21 protein-coding genes are annotated in these 22894 nt (G+C 65.1%); 15 read left to right on the plus strand and 6 right to left on the minus strand.

What is annotated here, in order from left to right; genetic code table 11:
• Nucleotides 1–186 precede the first annotated feature (186 nt).
• The 3 genes from AB4Y40_RS21650 to AB4Y40_RS21660 all read left to right on the plus strand — a co-directional run bounded on the left by AB4Y40_RS21650 (nt 187) and on the right by AB4Y40_RS21660 (nt 2968).
• Nucleotides 187–915: a glutamine amidotransferase gene (locus tag AB4Y40_RS21650; RefSeq protein ID WP_368689509.1), complete on the plus strand. Its 729-nt coding sequence runs from the start codon at nt 187–189 to the stop codon at nt 913–915.
• Nucleotides 916–1045: 130 nt separating this feature from the next.
• On the plus strand, nt 1046–2158 hold the full coding sequence (locus AB4Y40_RS21655; RefSeq protein WP_368689510.1) for an NADH:flavin oxidoreductase/NADH oxidase: 1113 nt from the start codon (nt 1046–1048) through the stop codon (nt 2156–2158).
• A gap of 303 nt (nt 2159–2461) precedes the next feature.
• Nucleotides 2462–2968 (plus strand): SET domain-containing protein, encoded by a 507-nt coding sequence (locus AB4Y40_RS21660; RefSeq protein WP_368689511.1) that lies wholly within the window; start codon nt 2462–2464, stop codon nt 2966–2968.
• Nucleotides 2969–3047: 79 nt separating this feature from the next.
• On the opposite strand, the gene AB4Y40_RS21665 is transcribed toward AB4Y40_RS21660, so the two are convergent.
• Both AB4Y40_RS21665 and AB4Y40_RS21670 read right to left on the minus strand, forming a co-directional pair.
• Complete coding sequence (locus tag AB4Y40_RS21665) at nt 3048–4616, minus strand: sensor histidine kinase (protein WP_368689512.1); 1569 nt, start codon at nt 4614–4616, stop codon at nt 3048–3050.
• A gap of 184 nt (nt 4617–4800) precedes the next feature.
• Nucleotides 4801–5487, minus strand: a complete 687-nt coding sequence (locus tag AB4Y40_RS21670; protein ID WP_027815974.1) for a response regulator transcription factor — start codon at nt 5485–5487, stop codon at nt 4801–4803.
• 105 nt (nt 5488–5592) lie between these two features.
• Between AB4Y40_RS21670 and AB4Y40_RS21675 the strand changes: the two genes are divergently transcribed.
• The gene (locus AB4Y40_RS21675) at nt 5593–5823 is read left to right on the plus strand and encodes a DUF3717 domain-containing protein (protein WP_069264749.1); all 231 of its coding nucleotides are present in this window, start codon (nt 5593–5595) and stop codon (nt 5821–5823) included.
• A 103-nt stretch (nt 5824–5926) separates the two neighbouring features.
• Here AB4Y40_RS21675 and AB4Y40_RS21680 read toward each other — a convergent pair whose 3' ends face one another.
• Together AB4Y40_RS21680 and phhA are read right to left on the minus strand one after the other, a co-directional pair.
• Nucleotides 5927–6280: a 4a-hydroxytetrahydrobiopterin dehydratase gene (locus AB4Y40_RS21680; RefSeq protein ID WP_368689582.1), complete on the minus strand. Its 354-nt coding sequence runs from the start codon at nt 6278–6280 to the stop codon at nt 5927–5929.
• Nucleotides 6281–6366: 86 nt separating this feature from the next.
• On the minus strand, nt 6367–7260 hold the full coding sequence (gene phhA / locus AB4Y40_RS21685; protein WP_368689513.1) for a phenylalanine 4-monooxygenase: 894 nt from the start codon (nt 7258–7260) through the stop codon (nt 6367–6369).
• Nucleotides 7261–7401: 141 nt separating this feature from the next.
• Between phhA and AB4Y40_RS21690 the strand changes: the two genes are divergently transcribed.
• Nucleotides 7402–7893: an Lrp/AsnC family transcriptional regulator gene (locus AB4Y40_RS21690; protein WP_028203286.1), complete on the plus strand. Its 492-nt coding sequence runs from the start codon at nt 7402–7404 to the stop codon at nt 7891–7893.
• Nucleotides 7894–7951: 58 nt separating this feature from the next.
• On the opposite strand, the gene AB4Y40_RS21695 is transcribed toward AB4Y40_RS21690, so the two are convergent.
• Nucleotides 7952–8476 carry a class IV adenylate cyclase gene (locus tag AB4Y40_RS21695; RefSeq protein ID WP_368689514.1) on the minus strand — a complete coding sequence of 175 codons (525 nt, stop codon included), beginning with the start codon at nt 8474–8476 and terminating at the stop codon, nt 7952–7954.
• 205 nt (nt 8477–8681) lie between these two features.
• Complete coding sequence (locus AB4Y40_RS21700; protein WP_368689515.1) at nt 8682–9569, minus strand: LysR family transcriptional regulator; 888 nt, start codon at nt 9567–9569, stop codon at nt 8682–8684.
• 112 nt (nt 9570–9681) lie between these two features.
• Between AB4Y40_RS21700 and AB4Y40_RS21705 the strand changes: the two genes are divergently transcribed.
• The 10 genes from AB4Y40_RS21705 (at nt 9682) to AB4Y40_RS21750 (ending at nt 22893) form a co-directional block, all read left to right on the plus strand.
• Nucleotides 9682–11205 carry a CoA-acylating methylmalonate-semialdehyde dehydrogenase gene (locus tag AB4Y40_RS21705; protein WP_368689516.1) on the plus strand — a complete coding sequence of 508 codons (1524 nt, stop codon included), beginning with the start codon at nt 9682–9684 and terminating at the stop codon, nt 11203–11205.
• Between the two features lie 115 nt (nt 11206–11320).
• Nucleotides 11321–13024, plus strand: coding sequence for a GMC family oxidoreductase (locus AB4Y40_RS21710; protein ID WP_368689517.1), 1704 nt, complete (start codon nt 11321–11323; stop codon nt 13022–13024).
• A gap of 370 nt (nt 13025–13394) precedes the next feature.
• Nucleotides 13395–14174 carry an ABC transporter ATP-binding protein gene (locus AB4Y40_RS21715; RefSeq protein WP_028203291.1) on the plus strand — a complete coding sequence of 260 codons (780 nt, stop codon included), beginning with the start codon at nt 13395–13397 and terminating at the stop codon, nt 14172–14174.
• Nucleotides 14171–14941 carry an ABC transporter ATP-binding protein gene (locus AB4Y40_RS21720; protein ID WP_368689518.1) on the plus strand — a complete coding sequence of 257 codons (771 nt, stop codon included), beginning with the start codon at nt 14171–14173 and terminating at the stop codon, nt 14939–14941. The genes AB4Y40_RS21715 and AB4Y40_RS21720 overlap by 4 nt, the downstream gene beginning before the upstream one ends.
• Before the next feature lie 109 nt (nt 14942–15050).
• Nucleotides 15051–16268, plus strand: coding sequence for an ABC transporter substrate-binding protein (locus tag AB4Y40_RS21725; protein WP_069264469.1), 1218 nt, complete (start codon nt 15051–15053; stop codon nt 16266–16268).
• Between the two features lie 109 nt (nt 16269–16377).
• Nucleotides 16378–17262: a branched-chain amino acid ABC transporter permease gene (locus AB4Y40_RS21730; RefSeq protein ID WP_342920302.1), complete on the plus strand. Its 885-nt coding sequence runs from the start codon at nt 16378–16380 to the stop codon at nt 17260–17262.
• Nucleotides 17262–18233, plus strand: a complete 972-nt coding sequence (locus tag AB4Y40_RS21735; RefSeq protein ID WP_368689583.1) for a branched-chain amino acid ABC transporter permease — start codon at nt 17262–17264, stop codon at nt 18231–18233. Before AB4Y40_RS21730 ends, AB4Y40_RS21735 begins: the two co-directional genes overlap by 1 nt.
• Before the next feature lie 692 nt (nt 18234–18925).
• Nucleotides 18926–20092 (plus strand): ABC transporter substrate-binding protein, encoded by a 1167-nt coding sequence (locus AB4Y40_RS21740; RefSeq protein ID WP_368689519.1) that lies wholly within the window; start codon nt 18926–18928, stop codon nt 20090–20092.
• Between the two features lie 315 nt (nt 20093–20407).
• Nucleotides 20408–21577 carry an ABC transporter substrate-binding protein gene (locus tag AB4Y40_RS21745; protein WP_368689520.1) on the plus strand — a complete coding sequence of 390 codons (1170 nt, stop codon included), beginning with the start codon at nt 20408–20410 and terminating at the stop codon, nt 21575–21577.
• 260 nt (nt 21578–21837) lie between these two features.
• Entirely contained in the window at nt 21838–22893 is a 1056-nt protein-coding gene (locus tag AB4Y40_RS21750) for a branched-chain amino acid ABC transporter permease (RefSeq protein WP_368689521.1), read from the plus strand.
• The last annotated feature ends 1 nt before the right edge of the window (nt 22894 follow it).

Consider the following 22894-nt stretch of genomic DNA (forward strand, 5'->3'; position numbering starts at 1 on the left):
GCGGTCGTTGGCGTGCCGACGTTGCGTGCTGACTTTGCGTGTATCAAACGCGTGCGTGGCAATTTGTGTAGTTCTCGCAAGTATTGGCCATACGTTTTTTGTCACGACCGCTGGCGCAAACGTTCGCACGCGCCGTGAAAGAGCGGTGACGTGCATGCCGTCCACAGCCGACCCGGGAATTTGCCGATGAATCGCGAAGTATTGGCTGTGCGCCATGTCTATTTCGAGGACCTCGGCAGCTTCGAGCGCGTGCTCGGCGACCGCGGCCGTCCCGTGCGCTACGTCGACGTCGGCTTCGCCCGTGTCGGCGCGCTCAATCCGCTGTCGGCGTCGCTCATGGTCGTGCTCGGCGGCCCGATCAACGCGTGCGACGATGCGCGCTATCCCACACTCGTTCCCCTTGCCGCGATGATCGAAAAGCGCATCGCGGCGGGTCTGCCTACGCTCGGCATCTGCCTCGGCGCGCAGCTCATTGCGCGCGTGCTCGGCGCTCGCGTGTATGCGGGGCCCCAGCCCGAGATCGGCTGGACGCCGCTCACGCTCACCGACGCCGGCCGCGCCTCGCCGCTGCAGCACCTCGACGGCGCGGCGACCTCCATGCTGCACTGGCATGGCGATACCTTCGATCTGCCGCAGGGCGCGACGCGCCTCGCTTCCACGCCGCTCTGCGAGAACCAGGCGTTTTCGTGGGGCGACAATGTGCTCGGCCTGCAGTGCCACCCGGAAGTGCGCGCCGACCGCTTCGAGCCCTGGCTGATCGGTCATGCCGCGGAAATCGCCGGCGCGGGCGTGGACGTGAACGCGCTGCGCGACGACACGGCGCGCCACGGGCCGCTCCTCGAAGCGCAGGCGAGCCGCATGTTCGGCGAATGGCTCGATGCCGTCGACGCACAGATGGCCGCGCGCCAACCCTGACCCGCGCCTGAACCCGGCTTGATCCACTTCGCGCCGGCGCACGCCGCGCAGGCGTCGTGTTCCCTGTCGAACGCGTGAAAAAAGCGCGTGCTATTCTCGGACGCTTCTGCCAACCGTCCGTGGACCTCCCATGAGCAAGCTCTTCACTCCGCTCGAACTGCGTGGCGTGACGCTCCCCAATCGCATCGTCGTTTCGCCGATGTGCCAGTACTCCGCCGAGCGCGGCGAAGCGAACGACTGGCACATGATCCATCTCGGCCACCTCGCGCTTTCGGGCGCGGCGATGCTCTGCATCGAAGCGACGGCGGTCGAGCCGGACGGCCGCATCACGCCGGGCTGTCTCGGCCTGTGGGACGACGTGACCGAAGCCGCGCTCGAGCCCGTGATCGCCGCGATCCGCCGCCATTCGCCTGTCCGCATCGCGATGCAGATCTCGCACGCGGGGCGCAAGGCGTCGAGTCATGTGCCCTGGGAGGGCGGCCAGCTGATTCCGGTCGCCGACGGCGGGTGGCTGCCGCATGCGCCTTCGGCGCTCGCGCACAAGGAAGGCGAGGCGCCGCCGCTGGCACTCGACGTCGCGGGTCTGAATCGCGTGCGCGATGCGTTCGTGGCCACGGCGCGCCGCGCGGCGCGTCTGGGCATCGACGCCCTCGAAATCCACGCGGCGCACGGCTATTTGCTGCACCAGTTTCTCTCGCCGATCGCGAACCAGCGCAGCGACGAGTACGGCGGCTCGCGCGAAAACCGCATGCGCTTTCCGCTCGAAGTGTTCGACGCCGTGCGCGCCGAATTTCCGGCCGATCGCCCGATTGGCGTGCGCGTTTCGGCAACGGATTGGGTCGATGGCGGCTGGACGCCGGAGGACACCGTCGTCTTCGCGCAGGCGCTCAAGGCGCGCGGCGCGGACTGGATCGACGTGTCGTCGGGGGGCGTGTCGCCGCTGCAGAAGATTCCGCTCGAACCCGGCTATCAAGTGCCGTTCGCACGCAAGGTGAAGGCCGAAACCGGCATGACGACGATTGCCGTGGGCCTCATCACCGACGCCTTGCAGGCCAACCAGATCATCGAAGACGGCGAAGCCGACATGATCGCGATGGCGCGCGCGATGCTCTACGATCCGCGCTGGCCGTGGCACGCCGCGGCGCAGCTCGGCGCGAGCGTGAGCGCGCCGCCGCAATACTGGCGCTCGCAACCGCGCGAGTTGAAGAAGCTGTTCGGCGAGACGACGCTCGGCCAGCGCTGAAACACATGGCGCGTGGCGGTTTCTCACGGCGCATATGGGTTGAACGAAAGAGGCGCGAGCGTGTACGATGCCGTCTGTGGCGCGCCGGGCGTCGCATGAGCGCGGCGCCCAATCGGCGCCGCGTTTGCGTACGGAGCGCGACGAGCCAGGGCGCGAGGTTTGATGCAAGGGCCGATGCAAGGCCAGGCAGACCGCCAGGCACGGCTTCATGAGAGAGCCGCAGGCGGCGCGCGGGAGGACATGTTCCGCGCCGCCTGTCATGACCGGGACAGTCTCCCCCAGTACTTCACAAGGATTCATTCAATGAGTGAACGCAGGATCGTCGTGCGCCAGTCGGGCGTGCACGGCAAGGGCGTGTTTGCGGCGGTCCCCATTGCGACCGGCGAACGACTGATCGAATACAAGGGCGAGCGCATCTCCTGGAAGGAAGCGTTGCGGCGTCATCCGCATAATCCTGCCGAACCGAATCACACGTTCTATTTCGCGCTCGACGACGGCGACGTGATCGACGGCAAGGTGAAGGGCAACAGCGCGCGCTGGATCAATCATTCGTGCGCGCCGAACTGCGAAGCCGAGGAAATCGACGGACACGTCTATATCCACGCGCTGCGCGATATCCCGGAGGGCGAGGAGCTTTTCTACGACTACGGCCTCGTGATCGACGCGAAGCAGACGAAGAAGCTCAAGCGCGAATACGAATGCCGTTGCGGCGCCCGCAAGTGCCGCGGCACGATGCTCGCGCCGCCCGACGACGACAAGTCTGCGAAGGGCGCGAAAGCGTCGAAAGGCAAGAGCAAAAAGAAGAAGTAAGCGGCGCGGCGCGCGTCGCACCGTATCAAGCACAAGGGCCGCATGAGCGGCCCTTGTCGTTTTCCCGGCACCTGCAGCGTCAGAGATCGACGCTCGCCTGGTGGCTCGGTTTGTTCTCGCGCGGCGGCTCGCCGGCCTCGTCCGTACGCAGATTTGCGGCCTCGAGCGCGGCGGCCTCCTTGCTGTCCTTGCGGTCTTTGGCGTCCTTGCCGCCAGGCGCGCCGCGATGCGCGAGCGGCACGCGCACGATGAAGCGCGCGCCGCCTTCCGGCGCGTCTTCGTAATGCACGCTGCCCCGATGCAGCGTCATGATGTCGTGGACGATCGCGAGGCCCAGGCCCGCGCCGCTATCGACACCGCTTTCGCTCTGGCCGTCGCCGCGGAAGAAGCGCTTGAAGAGATCCGCCTGCTGCGAAGCGGGCACGCCGCCGCCGTTGTCTTCCACGACGATCTCGGCCATCGGCATGCCTTCCGCGGAGGACTGCGAAACGGTGACGGTGATGCGCGCGCCTTCGAGACGCGCGGGCGGCAAATACTTGAGCGCGTTGTCGAGCAGATTCGCGATGACCTCATGCAGCAGCACGGGGTTGCCGCGCACCATCAGCGGCGTGTCGTTTTCGGGGTCGTCGAGGCGCTGGAAGCCGAGATCGACGTGGCTCGCCAGCGCCCGCGGCACCCACTCGGCGCCCGTCTCGAAGGCGAGCGCGGCCATGTCGATATCGACGAAGCGCGCGGCCTGTTCACCCGGCTCCGCGCGCGCGAGCGAGAGCAACTGGTTGGACAGACGCACCGCGCGATCGGCGGCCGCCCGCAGTTCGCGCACCGCGTCGGTGACCTTCTGTGGCTCGCGTGCGTTCACGGCCTGCTCGGCGTGCAGCTTCACCGCGGTGAGCGGCGTACGCAGCTGATGGGCGGCGTCGGCGATGAACTTGCGCTGCGCGTCGAGCGCGGTCTTCAGGCGGCCGAGCAGCGCGTTCAGCGCGCCCGTGAGCGGACGGATCTCGACCGGCACGTAGGTCTCGTCCACGGGTTCGAGCGACGTGTGCGTCTGGCGGTTGAGCGAGTCGGCGAGCGCGGTGAGCGGGTTGAGCTGCTGGTTGACCACGCGCCACACGATGACCCAGCCGGCGAGCAGCAGGAGCAGCAACGGCATCATGATCGCGACGAGAAATTCGGCTGCGATGCGAAAGCGATGATGCACCGGCTGACCGACTTCCACGACGATCGGATTGCCGTGCGCTTGCGGCACGCGCACCTGGGCGACGCGCACGGTTACGCCCTGATAGATCGTTTCGAACACGTACGCGTAGTGCATGCGGCGCACGTTGGTGCCCTGCAGCGGCAGGTCATGGTCGCCCGCGATCTCCGTTTCGCCGTTGCTGATGCGATAGACGAGGTGCTCGACGGGGTCGGAAAACATCGCCTGCGCGAGCGGCGGGACGGTATTGGCGGCATCGTCGCCGGCGATCTGGATCTGGCGGGAAATGGCCGTGGCGAGGTCGGCGAGCGAGCGGTCGACCACGTGCTGCGTGTACTGCCAGGCGAGCCAATAGGCGATCAGGCCGCTCATCAGCGCGAGGAGCGAAAGCGGGGCGGCGAGGCGCCGTAACAGCGTGCGCCGCAGGCTCGTTGCGGCCGGTGAGGACATGATGGCTTCGGGGCGAATGATGAATCGTGGGTGCGGCGGCGTGCGCGGCACGGGACCGATCCATTGTACGCGGGCCGCGGGCGTGGCGGCTGAAGTGCCAGTGAGACGCCAAAGCCGGCGCCATCAAGCGCAAACGGCGGCGGATTGCTCCGCCGCCGTTGGCTGGCCCGGAAAGCGAGGCGGATCAGGCCGCCTGGCGGATTTCCTGCAGCAGATAGCCGAAGCCGCGCACCGTGACGATCTCGACACGGCAGTTCTCGAGCTTCTTGCGCACGCGGTGCACGTAGACTTCGATCGCGGTGTCGCCGAGGTCGCCGCCGAAGTGCGTGAGGTGGTCCTGCAGTTGCGCCTTGCTCACGACGCGGCCGTGCCGCAGCAGCAGCATTTCGAGCACGGCGAATTCACGCGGCGAAAGTTCGAGCGGCTTGTCGTCGTTGAAGATGCGGCGATCGACGCCCGACAGGCGCACGCCGCCGAGCGACACTTCGGGGCGCGGCACGTCGCCGTGCGGGCCGCTGCGGCGCATCACGGCGCGAATGCGCGCTTCGAGCTCGGCCGGTTCGAACGGCTTGAGCATGTAGTCGTCGGCGCCGGAATTCAGGCCCTGGACGCGGTCGTTCAGTTCGTCGCGCGCGGTGAGCACGATGACGGGCGTATGCCGGTTGCTTTGGCGAAAGCGCGAAAGCAGCGTCATGCCGTCGATTCCCGGCAGCCCCAGATCGAGGATCACGAGCTCATGGCGATTTTGCGTGAGGGCCTGTTCGGCGAAGATGCCGTCGTGGACCATGTCGACCGTAAAGCCGGCTTGTTCGAGGCTGGACTGGATGCCGCGTGCGATAGGGCGGTCGTCTTCGATCAGAAGGAGTCGCATGGGATTCGCTCAAGTACAATGGGTTTAGCGTTCAGGCACGCAGTTCGCGAAGCGTCGCTTGCTGGCCTCGAGGCACAGCCCGACGGTTGCGCGATCACGATCCACATGTCCGATATTTCGATCACCGAACTCGAAGCCGCGATCAACTTCTGGCGCAACCGCTCGCCTTCGATTGGCGATGAACTCGCGTTGTGCCAGGAGGCGAGTGCGCTCTCCAAGCCTTATGCGCTGCTGATTGTACAGCGTCAGAACACCATATCACCGGAACGTTTAGACCCGATTGCCCGCGCTGCCTGGGAGTCTTACGTATCCATCAAGAATAGCCTTCAAAGCTGAAGGTTTGAAGGCCCGGTACCCTGCATTATGCTTTCACGGCGCGCTGTGCGCTCGTTGTGTGCATTCGCCGTGCGCACAGCGTACCCATGCTTAGTACCGCTGCTTATGCGCTGAGCGGCCCCGGCGCGATCGAATCGATGAAGCGCGCGAGTTCGATGTCGCGCGAGGTGAGGCCGTCGGCTTCGTGGGTGGAAAGCGTGATCTCCACACGGTTGTAGACGTTGAACCACTCGGGGTGATGGTTCATTTCCTGCGCCTTGATGGCGACGCGCGTCATGAAGCCGAACGCTTCGTTGAAGTCGGCGAAGCGGAAATGGCGCTGGATCGCATCGCGGCCGGCGACGGCCTGCCAGCCGCGCAGGTCGGCGAGTTCGGATGCGCGCTCTTCGGATGTGAGTCGATTGATCATCATTGCACCTGTATTGAGCTTGAGGCCGGGCGTGAGCCGTGAGCCGATCAGCCATTTTTTCACGTCTGGGGCACGCGTGCGAGCGCTCGCATCAAGGAACGCGCGCTTGCTGCGGCGCAAAGCCCGCGTGTCGGTCAGACGTCGCCGTCGTCGAGCCAGCCCTCGCGCGTGCCGCGCGTGAGGATCGTGTCGCTGTGCAGCACGTCGCCTGCAGCGTGAGGCTGCGCCGCGATGAGCGCCGCCGGATCAGCCAGACGCGCAGCAATGCCCGCGCCCAGCGCGTCGAAAAGCTGGGCGAACGAATCGATCACGAAGTAGGTCTTCTGGAACGTGTCGATGCGATAGCGCGTGCGCAGCACGCGGTCGAGGTCGAACCCAAGCCGGTTGGGCGCCGGGCTCTCCACGCTGTAGAGCGTTTCGCCCTTGCTCGAGACGATGCCGGCGCCGTAGATCTTCACGCCGTTGGGGGCGCTCGCGTCGTGCATCAGGCCGAACTCCACCGTGTACCAGTAGAGCCGCGCGAGCAACGGCAACGCGCGTTCCTCGACGGCGAGCGCGGCGCGCCCGTAGGCGTGAATCGCATCGGCGAAAGTGGGGTCGGTGAGCAACGGGACATGGCCGAACAGGTCGTGAAAGCAGTCGGGCTCCTCCAGATAGTCGAGCTGATCGGGACGGCGCATCCACCAGGTGACCGGAAAGCGCCGGTTCGCCAGGTGCTCGAAGAAAATGCGCTCGGGCACGAGGCCCGGTACGGCCACGATGCGCCATCCGGTTGCGGCCATCAGGCGCTCGCTCACCTGCGCGAAGGACGGAACATGGGCAACATTCAGGCCGATGCGCAAGGCGCCCTCCAGGAAGGCTTTGCAGGCGCGGCCTTCGAGCAGGGCGCGCTGGCGCCGGTAGAGCTGGTCCCAGACGGCGTGATCGGCCGCGCCGTAGCGCTCGAGCGGCTGGTCGATCGTGAAATCGGGACGGGTGGTGAGACCCGCGTCGAACTGCTCCTGCAGTTTCGCGGTGGCGGCGGCCATGTTCGTAACGCTCCACTAAAAAGGCTTGCTGTCATGCAAGTCTAGAGCGGGTGGCGCGCGGCATGTGCGCGTACTCCATGGGTTGCGGCTGGAATATGCAATAATCGAGCACAATATAGTCAATTAATGCGGATTCAATTCATGCTTGAACTCGACCATTTCGATCTGGCGCTGCTCGACGTACTGCAGCGCTTTGGCCGCGCCACCCATCAGCAGCTTGGCGAGCAGGTGCCGCTCTCGCCCTCGCAGATCGGCAGGCGGCTGCAGCGCCTCGAGGCGTCGGGGGTGATCGACGGCTATCGCGTGGTACTGCGCCCCGAAAAACTCGGGCTGGGCGTGACCGCGTTCACGAGCCTCAAGCTCAAGCATCATGGGGATTCGATCATCGAGCAGTTCCAGCAGCAGATCGACGTGCTGCCCGAAGTGCTCGAATGCCACGCCGTGGTGGGGGACGCCGATTATTTGCTGCGCATCGTCGCGCCCGATCTGAACGCGCTGTCGACCTTCGTCATGAAGAAGCTCATGCGCGTGCCAGGCGTGGACAGCGTGCGCTCGAACATCGTGCTCACCACGTTCAAGCGCAACGGGCCGCTGCCGCTCGGGCATCTGGAGCCGGGCGCGCCGGCGGCGTGAGTGGCATGGGAGGGAAGGCGTAGCGGGCCGCAAGGGCCCGCTTGGCCAATTTCAGATGTCAGGCCGCGTTGGCCGTATTGAGCAGATCCACGTAAGCTACCGCGACGAGATCGCTTTCGTCCACGCCGAGCTTCGCGAACATCGCGTGCGCTTCGGCTTCGCCGCCTTGCTCGTCGTCCTCGGGGCCGAGTACCACTTCCAGTTCGACGAAGTCGCCGAGACCATCCACGCGGTCCAGGTGGATGCGCGTGCGGCCAGCCAGATACACGTGGCGCTCCTTCGAGACGATGCCGCGCGTGGTGAGCGCCGTGGCGAGCAGCGAGTGCATGGCCTCGGCATTCGTGACGGGGCTGCGCGTGTAGTACGAGGCCTTCGGGCCGTCGCGGTCGTCGCGCTGATAGAAGATCAGCTCGGGCGGCGTGCCGTCGTCGAACTGGCGCAGCTTCAGGCGGCCGCGCGGTACGTCATAGAAGAAGTCCTGCTGGCGAAAGATCAGCGGCGCTTCGGTGGCGAGCTGGGAAGCGCGATCGCGCAGGGCGTCGAATTGACGGGCGCGGGCTTTGATTTCGATGTTGCGGGCCATGCAAGGCTCCTGTCGAACGAAGAGAACAAGGGGAACGATGGGAGAAGCGGGAAACGCGCCGCGCAGGGTGAACACACCCGTGGGCGTGCCGAAAACGCGGAGCGAATTCCCAATCTATCAAAACTTGTGTGACAGCGCTGTTACGCGACCAGGTCGGCGCTTACGTCAGACATGAACGGCGCACGTGCCTCTTCATGAGCGCGGCTCATATCGCCCACTGCGTTTCGATCGCCTTGAGCGCCGACGCGATGGTGGGCTCGTCGCGCCGCGCGGCGAGCGTGACGAAGGTGAGTTCCGTGGGCACCGTCACGCCTTCGACGATGGTGAGCCCGTGCGCGTGCGCTTCGGCAAGGGCCGTGGAATCGCGTGCGAGCGTGAGACCCACGCCCGACTTCACGAGATCGAGCATCGACGGCTCCTGGTCCACCTCGGCCACCTTCACCGGCCTCGCGTGCGCGGCCTCGAAGAGTGTGGTGAGCAGGCGATTGTGCGCGGAGGCGGGCGGAGTCCAGATCCACGGCAGCGCGGCAAGTGCGCGCCAGTCGTGCGCATCCTTCACGCGGTCTTTCCAGCCCGCGGGCGCGAGCACACGGTACTGGAAGCGCGTGAGCGTGATGGCGTGGAAGGTGTCGGGGTCGGGGGCGGGCTGGCCGATGTAGTAGCCCACGTCGAGCTCGCGCGAGCGCACCTGGTCGAGCACCCAGCCCGACATGCCGTGGCGCAGCGCCGTTTCGATCTGCGGCCAGGTTTCGACGAGCTGGCGCAGAAAGCCGCCGAGGCGCAGGAATGCCGGATCGAGAATCGTGCCGATACGCAAGCGCCCGCGGACTTCGTGCCGCAGTGCAGCAGCGGCGCGCTGCACGTCGCCGGCGGCGGCGAGCGCGCGTTCGGCGTGTGGCAGCAGCGCCTGGCCGTCGCGTGTGAGCGCGAGGCCGTGCGAGGTGCGCGTGAAGAGCGTGACGCCCAGCGCCTCCTGCAGATGCTTGATCTGCAGGCTCACGGCCGGCTGCGTGAGATGCAGATGGGTCGCCGCGCGCGTGAGGTTGCCCTCGCGCGCGACCGTGACAAACGCTCGGAGCAAGGTCAGGTCCATCTCCTGATATTAAACCGCCTTATATCGCTGTTGAGCATTAATCATTGGATCGCGCCCCAGCCTCGCGATTACGCTAGTTGGATCGAGGCTTCACGACAAAAGAGGCACACCCATGGGCGAGACACATCAAAACGAAGCCGGCGTACGCATGCTGACGCACTTCGTCAACGGCAAGCCGCTGGCTGGAACGGGCGAGCGGCATGGCGACGTCTTCAATCCGGCGTTCGGCAAAGTGAGCGCGCGCGTGCCGCTCGCCACCGTGGCGGAGGTCGACGCCGCCGTTGCCGCCGCGCAGGCCGCCTTTCCCGCGTGGGCGGAGATGGCGCCCATCAAGCGCGCGCGCATCCTCTTCAAGTTCAAGGATCTGCTCGACCAGCATCACGACGAACTCGCCGAACTCATTACGCGCGAACACGGCAAGGTGTTCTCCGACGCGAAGGGCGAGGTGATGCGCGGCATCGAGGTGGTCGAGTTCGCGTGCGGCATTCCCAATCTGCTGAAGACCGATTTCACCGACCAGATCGGCGGCGGCATCGACAACTGGAATCTGCGCCAACCGCTGGGCGTCGTGGCGGGCATCACCCCGTTCAACTTCCCGATGATGGTGCCGTGCTGGATGTTCCCGATCGCGCTCGCCTGCGGCAACACGTTCGTGCTGAAGCCTTCGGAGCGCGATCCTTCCGCTTCGGTGCGGCTTGCCGAACTGCTCAAGGAAGCCGGGCTGCCCGACGGCGTGTTCAACGTCGTACACGGCGACAAGGTGGCCGTTGATGCGCTGCTGGCGCATCCCGACGTCACCGCGCTGTCGTTCGTCGGCTCGACGCCGATCGCCGAGTACATCTACACGGAAGGCACGAAGCACGGCAAGCGCGTGCAGGCGCTGGGGGGCGCCAAGAATCACCTCGTCGTGATGCCCGACGCCGATCTCGACCAGGCCGTCGATGCGCTGATCGGCGCGGCCTACGGCTCGGCCGGCGAGCGCTGCATGGCGATTTCGGTGGCGGTGGCCGTGGGCCATATCGCCGACGAACTCGTCGAGCATCTCACGCCGCGCGTGAAGGCGCTGCAGATCGGCAGCGGCATGGACGGCGCCTCGGAAATGGGGCCGCTCGTCACGGGCGTGCATCGCGCGAAAGTTCAGGGCTATATCGAGGCGGGCGTGGCGGCGGGCGCAAAGCTCGTCGTGGACGGGCGCGGCCACAAGGTGGACGGTCACGAGGACGGCTTCTTCCTCGGCGGCACGCTGTTCGACGACGTGAAAACCGACATGACGATCTACAAGGAAGAGATCTTCGGTCCGGTGCTGTCGGTCGTGCGCGTGCCCGATTTCGCCAGCGCCGTCGAGTTGATCAACGCGCACGAATTCGCCAACGGCGTGTCGTGCTACACCTCGGACGGCGGCGTCGCGCGCGCCTTCTCGCGCCAGATCAAGGTGGGGATGGTGGGCATCAACGTGCCGATTCCGGTGCCGATGGCGTGGCACTCGTTCGGCGGCTGGAAGCGCTCGCTGTTCGGCGATCACCACGCCTACGGCGAGGAAGGCGTGCGCTTCTACACGCGTTACAAGAGCATCATGCAGCGCTGGCCCGACAGCATCGCCAAGGGTGCGGAATTCACCATGCCGGTGGCGAAGTAGGCGGGCGGGAGCCGGGCGGTTCGACAGGAATCCGAAGCGTTCGATGCCGTCCGGCGCAGCAATCGCAGTTCAAAAAATACAACATGAAGAGAGCAGTCATCGCTGGAGACACATCATGCCTGCACCGAGTGAAGCCCAGGCCGCGCGCCGCCTCGAAGGCGAATTCGACTACGTGATCGTTGGTGCGGGCACCGCGGGCTGTGTGCTCGCCAATCGCCTGACCGAAGACGCGGACGTCTCCGTGCTGCTCATCGAGGCGGGCGGCAAGGACGACTATCACTGGATCCACATTCCCGTGGGCTACCTGTACTGCATCGGCAATCCGCGCACGGACTGGCTCTACAAGACCGCCGCCGAAAAAGGCCTCAACGGCCGCTCGCTCTCGTACCCGCGCGGGCGTGTGCTGGGCGGCTCGTCGTCGATCAACGGCATGATCTACATGCGTGGCCAGCGCGAAGACTACGACAACTGGGCGCGCGAGACCGGCGATGCCGGCTGGTCGTGGGACAGCGTGCTGCCCGTGTTCCGCCGCAGCGAAGACCATCACGGTGGCGCGAGCGAGTTTCACGGCGCGGGCGGCCAATGGCGCGTGGAGAAGCAGCGCCTGCGCTGGCAGATTCTCGAATCGTTCGCGCACGCCGCGCAGGAGCAGGGCATTGCCGCCACCGACGACTTCAATCGCGGCGACAACAGCGGCGTGGGCTATTTCGAAGTGAACCAGAAGCGCGGCGTGCGCTGGAATGCGTCGAAGGCGTTCTTGCGTGCGGCAATGAAGCGGCCCAACCTCACGGTCGTCACCGGCGCGCTCACCCAGCGCGTGATATTCGAAGGAAAGCGCTGCGTGGGCGTGGAGTATCGCGGCGACGTCGACTACGTCGCGCGGGCACGTTGTGAAGTGATCCTGAGCGCCGGTGCCGTGAATTCGCCGCAATTGCTCGAGCTTTCCGGCATCGGCGACGCTGCGCGGCTCGCGCAGCTCGGTATTGGCGTCGTGCAGGATCTGCGCGGCGTGGGCGAGAATCTCCAGGACCACCTGCAATTGCGCATGGCGTTTCGCGTGAGCGGCGTGCGTACGCTCAACATGGCCTCCGCGCACTGGTGGGGCAAGCTGATGATCGGCATGCAGTACGCGTTCTTCCAGAGCGGGCCCATGTCGATGGCGCCCTCGCAGCTCGGCGCGTTCGCGAAGTCGGACCCGAGCGATCCCGCGCTCACGCGGGCCGACCTCCAGTATCACGTGCAGCCGCTTTCGCTCGACCGCTTCGGCGAGCCGCTGCATCGCTTCAACGCGTTCACGGCCTCGGTGTGCAATCTGCGGCCCACGTCGCGCGGCAGTATCCATGCCGTTTCGGCTGACCCGTCGCAGGCGCCCGTGATCGCGCCCAATTATCTTGCGACCGATCACGACCTGCGCGTTGCGGCCAACTCGATCCGGCTCACGCGGCGCATCGCGGCTTCTGGCGCGCTCGCGCGCTACCAGCCGCACGAGATCCTGCCGGGGCTCGCGTTTCAGACCGAGGAGCAGCTGCGCGAGGCGGCCGGCAACGTCGGCACGACGATCTTTCATCCGGTCGGCACCTGCCGCATGGGCCGCGCGGACGACCCCGACGCCGTGGTCGACGCGCGCCTGCGGGTGCGCGGTGTGGAGGGCCTGCGTGTGGTGGACGCCTCGGTCATGCCGACCATTACTTCGGGAAACACGAATTCGCCGACGCTGATGATTGCGGAGCGCGCCGCCGAGATGCTGCGCGCCGACCGCCGCGAGGGCGCGCGTGCGCAAACGGAGGCCGCCGCCGGTGCAACGCTGACGACCGCCTGAGGGCATGGAGCGGCGCGCAAGATAGCGTCGATTCGAAGACTATTTGGGACGCGAGCGGAAGCGCTTCCGCTCGCGTGTTTCTGTACGTCTGTGAGCTACAGGTTGGCGGCGATCGTGCGCCTAACGTGTGCGCATCTTTCATCGTACTGTCGTCAACTGCCGGGTGTAATGTTCGCTGTCCTTGTGGCGCTCCCTTAAGTGCAAATCCCAATGATTGCGCTGCATCATTGGCGAGACAATGACGCGAAAGTCGGCAGGCGCGCGTTGCGCGCATCGGGAGGCGCGCCGCCACGTCCGCGCCGGACCTCATCGTGCACCACGCGTCACGGACGGTCTGCAGTGTTACGCCTTACCACGCTCGGAAGGGGACATGATTCTCGGCGACACGATTCTGGAGACGCGCGACCTCACGAAACAGTTCAAGGGCTTCACGGCCGTGAACGGCGTGAACCTGCGCGTGTGCCGCGGCTCGATCCATGCGCTGATCGGACCGAACGGCGCAGGCAAGACCACCTGCTTCAATCTCCTCACCAAATTCCTCGTGCCCAGCGCGGGGCGCATCGTCTTCAACGGCATCGACATCACGCATGAGCGGCCGGCGCAGATCGCGCGGCGCGGCATCATCCGCTCGTTCCAGATTTCGGCTGTGTTTCCGCACCTCACGGCGCTCCAGAACGTGCGCGTGGGGCTGCAGCGCTCGCTCGGCACCGCGTACCACTTCTGGAAGAGCGAACGCACGCTCGCGGAGCTCAACGATCGCGCGATGGATCTGCTCACGCAGGTGGGCCTCACCGATTTCGCCGACGTGCCCACGGTCGAGCTCGCCTACGGCCGCAAGCGCGCGCTGGAAATCGCCACGACGCTGGCGATGGAGCCCGAGCTGATGCTGCTCGACGAACCGACCCAGGGCATGGGTCACGAAGATGTGGACCGCGTGACGGCGCTCATCAAGAAGGTATCGAGCGGTCGCACGATCCTCATGGTCGAGCACAACATGAACGTGATCGCCGGCATCTCCGACACCATCACGGTGCTCCAGCGCGGCGAGGTGCTCGCCGAAGGCAGCTACGCCGAAGTCTCGAAGAATCCGCTCGTCGCCGAGGCCTATATGGGCAGTGCGGACGCGGCGCTCACGGGGGCGCACGCATGAATACGGTCACCGAACGCGAAACGACTGCGGCCGCCGGCGCGACCGAGAGCGCGAAGGCGCTCGAGATTGCGGGGCTGCAGGCGTGGTATGGCGAGTCGCACATCCTGCACGGTGTCGATCTGTCCGTCGGGCGCGGCGAGGTCGTGACACTGCTCGGGCGCAACGGCGCGGGGCGCACGACGACGCTGCGCGCGATCATGGGGCTCACCGGCCGGCGCACGGGCTCGATCCGGATTGGCGGGCGCGAGACCATCCAGATGCCCACCTATCGCATCGCGCACTGCGGCGTGGGGTATTGCCCCGAGGAGCGCGGCATTTTCGCGAGTCTCTCGTGCGAAGAGAATCTGCTCCTGCCGCCGCACATCGGGGCGAAAGGGGCGAAGTTGGCGGAGGGCATGTCGCTCGACGAGATTTACGCGATGTTTCCCAATCTCGCCGAACGGCGCAACAGCCAGGGCACGCGGCTTTCCGGCGGCGAGCAGCAGATGCTGGCCGTGGCGCGCATCCTGCGCACGGGCGCGAACCTGCTGCTGCTCGACGAGATATCCGAAGGTCTCGCGCCGGTGATCGTGCAAACGCTCGCGCGCATGATCCTCACGCTCAAGTCGCGCGGCTACACGATCGTGATGGTCGAGCAGAATTTCCGTTTTGCGGCGCCGCTCGCGGACCGCTTTTACGTGATGGAGCACGGGCGCATCGTCGAGCATTTCGGCACTGCCGAGCTCGAGGGGAAGATGCCGGTGCTGCACGACCTGCTGGGCGTTTAATCTTTTGGTCTGGTTTGCTGCGCGACGCAACCGTGCCGCGCGAATCGCTTTGCCTCCAGCGTTCATGGAGTGTTCCTGAATAATTACGCAACCAAGGAAGGAGACTGCAATGAAGAAAACCACGTTCGCGCGGCTCGCGGGCCTTTTTGCCGCCTCGGCAGCTGCGATGGCGTTCAGCGCGGGGAGCGCGCAGGCCGCCGACGACGCGGTGAAGATCGGCTTCATCACGGACATGTCCGGCCTCTACGCCGACGACGACGGCCAGGGCGGCCTCACGGCGATCAAGATGGCGGTCGCGGACTTCGGCGGCAAGGTGCTCGGCAAGCCGATCCAGATCGAGTACGCCGATCACCAGAACAAGGCCGACATCGCCGCTTCGAAGGCGCGCGAATGGTTCGACCGTGACGGGCTCACCATGCTGCTCGGCGGCACGAACTCGGCAACGGCGCTGGCGATGAACCAGGTCGCGCAAGAGAAGAAGAAGGTGTACTTCAACACGGGCGCGGGCACGGACGCCCTGACGAACGAGCAGTGCACGCCGTACACGGTCCACTACGGCTACGACACGGTCGCGCTCGCGAAGGGCACGGGCCTCGCGGTGCTCAAGCAGGGCGGCAAGAGCTGGTTCTTCCTGACCGCCGATTACGCGTTCGGCAAGTCGCTCGAGAAGAACACCGCGGACGTCGTGAAGGCGAACGGCGGCCAGGTGCTCGGCGAAGTGCGCCATCCGCTCTCGGCGTCGGACTTCTCGTCGTTCCTGCTGCAGGCACAAGCCTCGAAGGCGCAGATCCTCGGCCTCGCGAATGCGGGCGGCGACACGGTCAACGCGATCAAGGCCGCGAAGGAATTCGGCATCAACAAGACGATGAAGACCGCGGCGCTGCTGATGTTCCTGCCTGACGTACACAGCCTCGGGCTCGACACCACGCAGGGCCTCGTGCTGACGACCGGCTGGTACTGGGACCAGAACGACGACACGCGCAAGTGGGCGCAGCGCTACTTCGACCAGACGAAGAAGATGCCGTCGGAACTGCAGGCGGCTGACTATTCAGCGGTGACGAATTATCTGAAGGCGGTGCAGGCGGCCGGCACGACGGACTCCGACAAGGTCATGGAGCAACTCAAGAAGACCAAGGTCAACGACTTCTATACCAAGGGCGGCTACATCCGCCAGGACGGCGTGCTGATCCACGACATGTATCTCGTCGAGGTGAAGAAGCCGTCGGAGTCGAAGAAGCCGTGGGACTACTACAAGGTGCTGCAGACGATCCCGGGTGAGCAGGCCTATACGACGAAGCAGGAGAGCAAGTGCGCGCTGTGGAAGTAAGCGCGCGCGCGTAAATGCTGCAGTCGGATGCCGCGCCCGGCGCCCCAAGGTGGGTGCGCCGGGCGCGGCATGATTGTGTAATCCGTTAATGCGTCAATGGGCGGCTCTCATGACGATTTTTGGCATTCCGCTTCCGGCAATGCTGAGCCAGTTGCTACTCGGGCTCGTGAACGGCTCGTTCTACGCGATCCTGAGCCTCGGTCTCGCGGTGATCTTCGGCATGCTCAACGTGATCAACTTCGCCCACGGCGCGTTGTTCATGCTGGGCGCGATGCTCACGTGGATGGGGCTCGCGTACTTCGATCTGCCGTACTGGGTGATGCTCGTCGTCGCTCCACTCGTGGTCGGCCTGTTCGGTGTCTTGATCGAGCGCTCCATGCTGCGCTGGCTCTACCGGCTCGATCATCTGTACGGACTCCTGCTCACTTTCGGCCTCACGCTCGTGGTGGAGGGCGTATTCCGTTCGATCTACGGTTCGTCGGGCCAGCCCTATGATGTGCCCGACCTGCTCGCCGGCGCGACCAATCTCGGCTTCATGTATCTGCCCAACTATCGCGCCTGGGTGGTGGTGGCTTCGCTTGCCGTGTGTTTCGCGACCTGGTTCGTGATCGAAAAGACACGCCTTGGCGCGTATCTGCGCGCGGGCACCGAGAACCCCAAGCTCGTCGAGGCGTTCGGCATCAACGTGCCGCTCATGATCACGCTCACCTACGGCTTCGGCGTCGCACTCGCGGCGTTCGCGGGCGTGCTCGCCGCGCCCGTGATCCAGGTGTCGCCGCTCATGGGCCAGCCGATGATCATCACCGTGTTCGCCGTGGTCGTGATCGGCGGCATGGGCTCGATCATGGGCTCGATCCTCACCGGCCTCATGCTCGGCGTGATCGAAGGCTTCACGCGGGTTTTCTGGCCCGAGGCCTCCGCGACCGTGGTGTTCGTGATTATGGCGATCGTGCTGCTGATTCGCCCCGCTGGTCTCTTCGGCAAGGAACGATGATGCAAAGAAAAGCGCTCTATGGTTTGTTGCTGCTCGGGTTGATCGTCGCGCCGTTTGCCGGCGCCTATCCGCTCTTCGTGATGAAGGTGCTGTGCTTCGCCCTGTTCGCCGCGGCGTTCAACCTGCTGATCGGCTACACGGGCCTGCTCTCGTTCGGCCACGCGATGTTTCTGGCGAGCGCGGGCTATACGGCCGGCTATGCGATCCAGTCGCTCAATTTCACGCCCGAGGTGGGCGTGCTCGCGGGCACGGTGGTGGCCACGGTCCTCGGGCTCGTGGTCGGCATCTTCGCGATTCGCCGGCAGGGCATCTACTTCTCGATGGTCACGCTCGCGCTCGCGCAGATGGTCTACTTCGTGTTCCTGCAGGCCCCGTTCACGCACGGCGAAGACGGTCTGCAAGGCGTGCCGCGCGGCAAGCTGTTCGGCGTACTCTCGCTCGGTTCCGATCTCACGCTGTACTACGTCGTGCTCGTCGTGATGGTGCTCGCGTTCGGTCTGATCGTGCGCATCGTGCATTCGCCGTTCGGGCAGGTGCTCGTGGCGATCAAGGAGAACGAACCGCGCGCCGTTTCGCTCGGCTACGACACCGACCGCTTCAAGCTGCTCGCGTTCGTGTTGTCGGCGGGGCTCGCGGGTCTGGCCGGCGCGCTCAAGGTACTGGTGCTCGGCTTCGAAACGCTCGGCGACGCGTACTGGACCATGTCCGGCCTCGTGATCCTCATGACGCTCGTGGGCGGCATGGGCACGCTGTTCGGGCCGCTGCTCGGCGCGACGCTGATCGTCGCGCTGGAGGACCGGCTGGGCGACATCGGCACGGCGCTCGCGAGAGGGACGGGTGTGGAGTGGTTCCGCTCACTCGGTGAGTCCACAACGATCGTCACGGGCCTCATCTTCATTGCCTGCGTGCTGGCGTTCCGGCGCGGCATCGTCGGCGAGATCGTGGCGCGCGTGCGGCCCCTGCGCGCGTGACTGCCGGGTATGCCAGGACTGCTCTGGACTACGATAGAATGGTCGCCCGCCGGCCTGAGCTGGCATAGCCCGCGCAAAGATGTCGCGTTGCGGCATGCCGAGGCGGCCCGCCGTGCGACAAACCTGTGTAGCAACGCCCCATTTCGGTGCCGCACTGCACCACTAGGGTAAATGCTAGTTGCTGCAGAGGGGGGTGAAGTTTAAAGTTGCACCTAGTTCTGATGCACCGAATTTGCAGGTGGAGAACGAGGAGACAACTGAGGCACCAAGTGCCCGGACAAGGAAGCGCTGTTGGATGAGAGTCCAACAGCGCTTTTTATATTTCTGCGCGCCTGTTTTCAACGACGAGCCGATTACATTTTATCCGCTGCGAGGCGTTTGACTTACGCACCTTCGCACGCGTCGATTATCCCTTCCCAAATTACGCAAATCAGGCCACGCGGCCGGCTTCGCCCGCTGCACAAGCGTTTGCACGTTACGCAAAGCGAGCGCGGAATCCTGCTCACTGTAAGCAAATGGAAAGCGCTTGCCATCTGAATACGCAGACCGCTACACTCGCCAATCACCGACCATGCGGTCAGCATTTTTGCGTTGATTTCCCGCAGCCGATTATCGATTTGCGTATGAGGTAATCGGCCGCGGTGCGCCACAAATCCGTAGCAATAAAGAAAACGAATATCGAAGGAGTGGAGATGCAGTCGGTTTTGCGTTGGATGGGGGCGGCTTGCGTCGCGACCGGGGTGCTCGCGGCGACGGCCGGCGGGGCGTATGCAGATGTGAAGATCGGAGTGACGCTGTCGGCGACGGGGCCGGCTGCCTCGCTCGGGATTCCGGAAAAGAACACGGTTGCGCTGCTGCCGAAGGAAATCGCGGGCCAGAAAGTCGATTACATCGTGCTCGACGACGCCACGGATTCCACCCAGGCGGTGAAGAACGCGCGCAAGCTCACGAGCGAAGATCATGTCGACGGCTTGATCGGCTCGACTGTCGTGCCCAACTCGCTCGCCATGATCGACGTCGCCGCGGAAACGTCCACGCCGATGATCTCGATGGCCGCCGCGGCCTCGATCGTCGAGCCGATGGATGCCAGGCGCTCGTGGGTCTTCAAGACGCCGCAGAACGACGCGCTGATGGCCGGCGCCATCGCACAGCACATGGCGGCGCAAGGCGTGAAGACGGTAGCCTTCATCGGCTTCGCGGACGCCTATGGCGAGAGCTGGTACAAGGAATTCAGCGCGGCCGCTGCCAAACAGAACATCAAGGTCGTCGCGAACGAACGCTTCGCGCGTAACGATGCCTCGGTCACGGGCCAGGTGCTCAAGATGATCTCGCAGCACCCCGACGCCGTGCTCATCGCAGGCGCGGGCACGCCGGCCGCGCTGCCGCAGAAGACGCTCAAGGAGCGCGGCTACGCGGGCAAGTACTACCAGACCCACGGCGTGGCCAACAACGACTTCCTGCGCGTGTGCGGCAAGGACTGCGACGGCACCTGGCTGCCCGCCGGGCCGCTGCTCGTCGCCGATCAATTGCCGGATTCGAATCCCGTGAAGCAATCGGCGCTTGCGTATAAGGGAGCTTATGAAAAGGCCTATGGCGCAGGCTCGATCTCAACGTTCGGAGGTCATGCGTGGGACGCGGGCCTTTTGCTCCAGCAGGCGATTCCGGTCGCGCTGAAAGCGGGGCAGCCGGGCTCGAAGGCCTTCCGCGAAGCGCTGCGCGCCGCACTCGAAAACTCGCATGACGTGGCAGGCGCGCACGGCATCTTCAACATGAGCGCGACGGACCACGCGGGTCTCGACCAGCGTGCCCGCGTGATGGTGGAGATCGTCGGCGGCAAGTGGAAGCTCGCCGGCGATTGAGCGCCGGTTGAATGAAGCACGAAACACAAAAAAGGCACGCTCGATTGAGGTGCCTTTTTTGTTGCCATCGCAACAGAATCGCAGCAGATTCGCAGCAGCAGGGAAGGCAGTAAAGGCAGTGCAGCAGGCAGTCGATAAAAGGGAAAGCGCACCCACGCGCGCGGCGGCTTGTGCGGCGCCGCAGGCAGGGAAAACCATGCATTACACGCGCGATCCCGATTACTACACTCAAAGGCCGGCGCCGATTTACGAATATCCTAGTAATCGGCGCAGGATCAATCGACAACACGCAGACGAAGCGTTTGGAGACGCGCAATGAAAACGAAGAAGTGGGTTTTGAGCTCGATTAGTGCCGGACTCGCAGCGGCGCTGATGGGCACGGCGGGCATCGCCGCCGCGCAGGTGAAGATTGGCGTGACGCTCTCGGCAACGGGGCCGGCCGCGTCGCTCGGCATTCCCGAGAAGAACACCATCGCGCTGCTGCCCAAGGAGATTGCAGGCAAGAGCGTGCAGTACATCGTGCTCGACGACGCCTCGGACACGAGCAAGGCCGTGCAGAACACGCACAAGCTGATCGACGAAGACCACGTGGACGCGATCATCGGTTCGTCGGTCACGCCGAACTCGCTCGCCATGCTCGACGTCGTCGCGCAGGGCAAGACGCCGATGATCTCGCTCGCCGCGTCCGCTGCGATCGTCGAACCGGTCGAGGGGAAGCGCCAGTGGGCTTTCAAGACACCGCAGAACGACAGCCTGATGGCCGACGCGCTCGCGAGCTACATGGAGAAGCAGGGCGTGAAGACGGTGGGCTTCATCGGCTTCACCGACGCCTACGGCGACAGCTGGCTCAAGGAATTCACCAGCGCGGCCGGAAAGCACAACCTCAAGATCGTGGCGAACGAGCGCTATAACCGCACCGACTCGTCGGTGACGGGCCAGGCGCTCAAGCTGATGTCGGCGAACCCCGATGCGATCCTGATCGCCGGCTCGGGCACGCCCGCGGCGCTGCCCGCGACCACGCTCAAGGATCGCGGCTACAAAGGCAAGATCTATCAGACGCACGGCGTGGCGAACAACGACTTCCTGCGCGTCTGCGGCAAGGACTGCGAAGGCGAGCTGCTGCCCGCAGGCCCGATTCTGGTGGCCGACCAGCTGCCCGATTCGAACCCCGTGAAGAAGTCGGCGCTGGCCTACAAGACGGCCTATGAGAAGGCCTATGGCGTCGGCACGGTGGCGACCTTCGGCGGTCATGCGTGGGACGCTGGGCAGCTGCTCCAGCGCGCCATTCCGGTCGCGCTGAAGGCAGGCCAGCCGGGCACCGAGGCGTTCCGCGTGGCGCTGCGCGCCGCGCTCGAAAGCTCGCAGGACGTGGCGGGCGCGCACGGCATCTTCAACATGAGCGCGACGGATCATGCGGGCCTCGACCAGCGCGCGCGCGTGATCGTCGAGATCGTCAACAACAAGTGGAAGCTGCAGGGCGAATAACGTGCGGCGCACGGGAAAGCGCCGCGCGCTTTCCCGTGAAACCCACGCGCGTGTCACGGCGTCATTCTGGCCACTGACAATCGAGATCAAGCAAGATCAAGCGAGATCAAGCATGAGCGGTGTGCGGCGTCGTCGCTGCGCACCGGCTTTTCGAACATGAAGTCCGAACCGCGCCTGTGACGGTTCACTCACGCCAGCATTGCCGTTGTTTCGACGTCTTAGTTTTTCCGGGTTCCAGAAAGTTTCAGGAAGAGGGGAGTATGGATTTATCGATCGCCGCGATCCTCGCGCAGGACGGCATCACCACCGGTGCGATCTATGCGCTGCTAGCGCTCGCCCTGGTGCTGGTGTTCTCCGTCACGCGGGTGATCTTCATTCCGCAGGGCGAATTCGTTTCATATGGCGCGCTCACGCTCGCCGCGCTGCAATCGCAGAAGTTTCCGGCCACCTGCTGGCTGCTCGTCGCGCTCGGCGCGGCGTGCTTCGTGGTCGAGACCGCCGGACTCGTGCGTCACGCCGAACGCAGGCGCCATGCAGCGCGCACACTCGTGACGCTTGCGGGCAAGTATCTGCTCTTTCCCATCGCGCTCTATGCGGTGACGCGCGGCGTAGCGAGCCAGCAGCTACCCATGCTCGTACAGATCGCGCTCACGCTCGCGATCGTCGTACCGATGGGGCCGTTCATCTATCGCCTCGCGTACGAGCCCATCGCCGAGGCGACCACGCTGCTGCTGCTGATCGTCGCGGTGGCCGTGCACTTCGCGATGGTAGGCCTCGGGCTCGTGATGTTCGGCGCGGAAGGTTCGCGCACGAACGCGTTTTCCGACGCCACGTTCAACATCGGCAGCCTGTCGATCTCGGGCCAAAGCCTCTGGGTGATCGGCACGGCCGCCGTGCTGATCGTCGCGCTGTATCTCTATTTCGATCGCACGATTTCGGGCAAGGCGCTGCGCGCGACCTCGGTGAACCGGCTCGGTGCGCGGCTCGTCGGCATCGGCACCACGCAGGCCGGCCGGCTTGCGTTCACGCTCGCCGCAGGCCTCGGCGCGCTGTGCGGCATTCTCGTCTCGCCGCTCACCACCATCTACTACGACTCGGGCTTCCTGATCGGCCTCAAGGGCTTCGTGGGCGCCATTATCGGCGGCCTGGTGAGCTATCCGCTGGCTGCGGCAGGTTCTGTGTTCGTGGGCCTGCTGGAGTCGTACTCGTCGTTCTGGGCGAGCTCTTACAAGGAAGTGATCGTGTTCACGCTGATCATCCCCGTGCTGCTGTGGCGCTCGCTCTCGACGCCGCACGCCGAAGAGGAAGAGGAGTGAC

The organism is Paraburkholderia sp. EG287B (assembly GCF_040965595.1).
Taxonomy (GTDB): Bacteria; Pseudomonadota; Gammaproteobacteria; order Burkholderiales; family Burkholderiaceae; genus Paraburkholderia.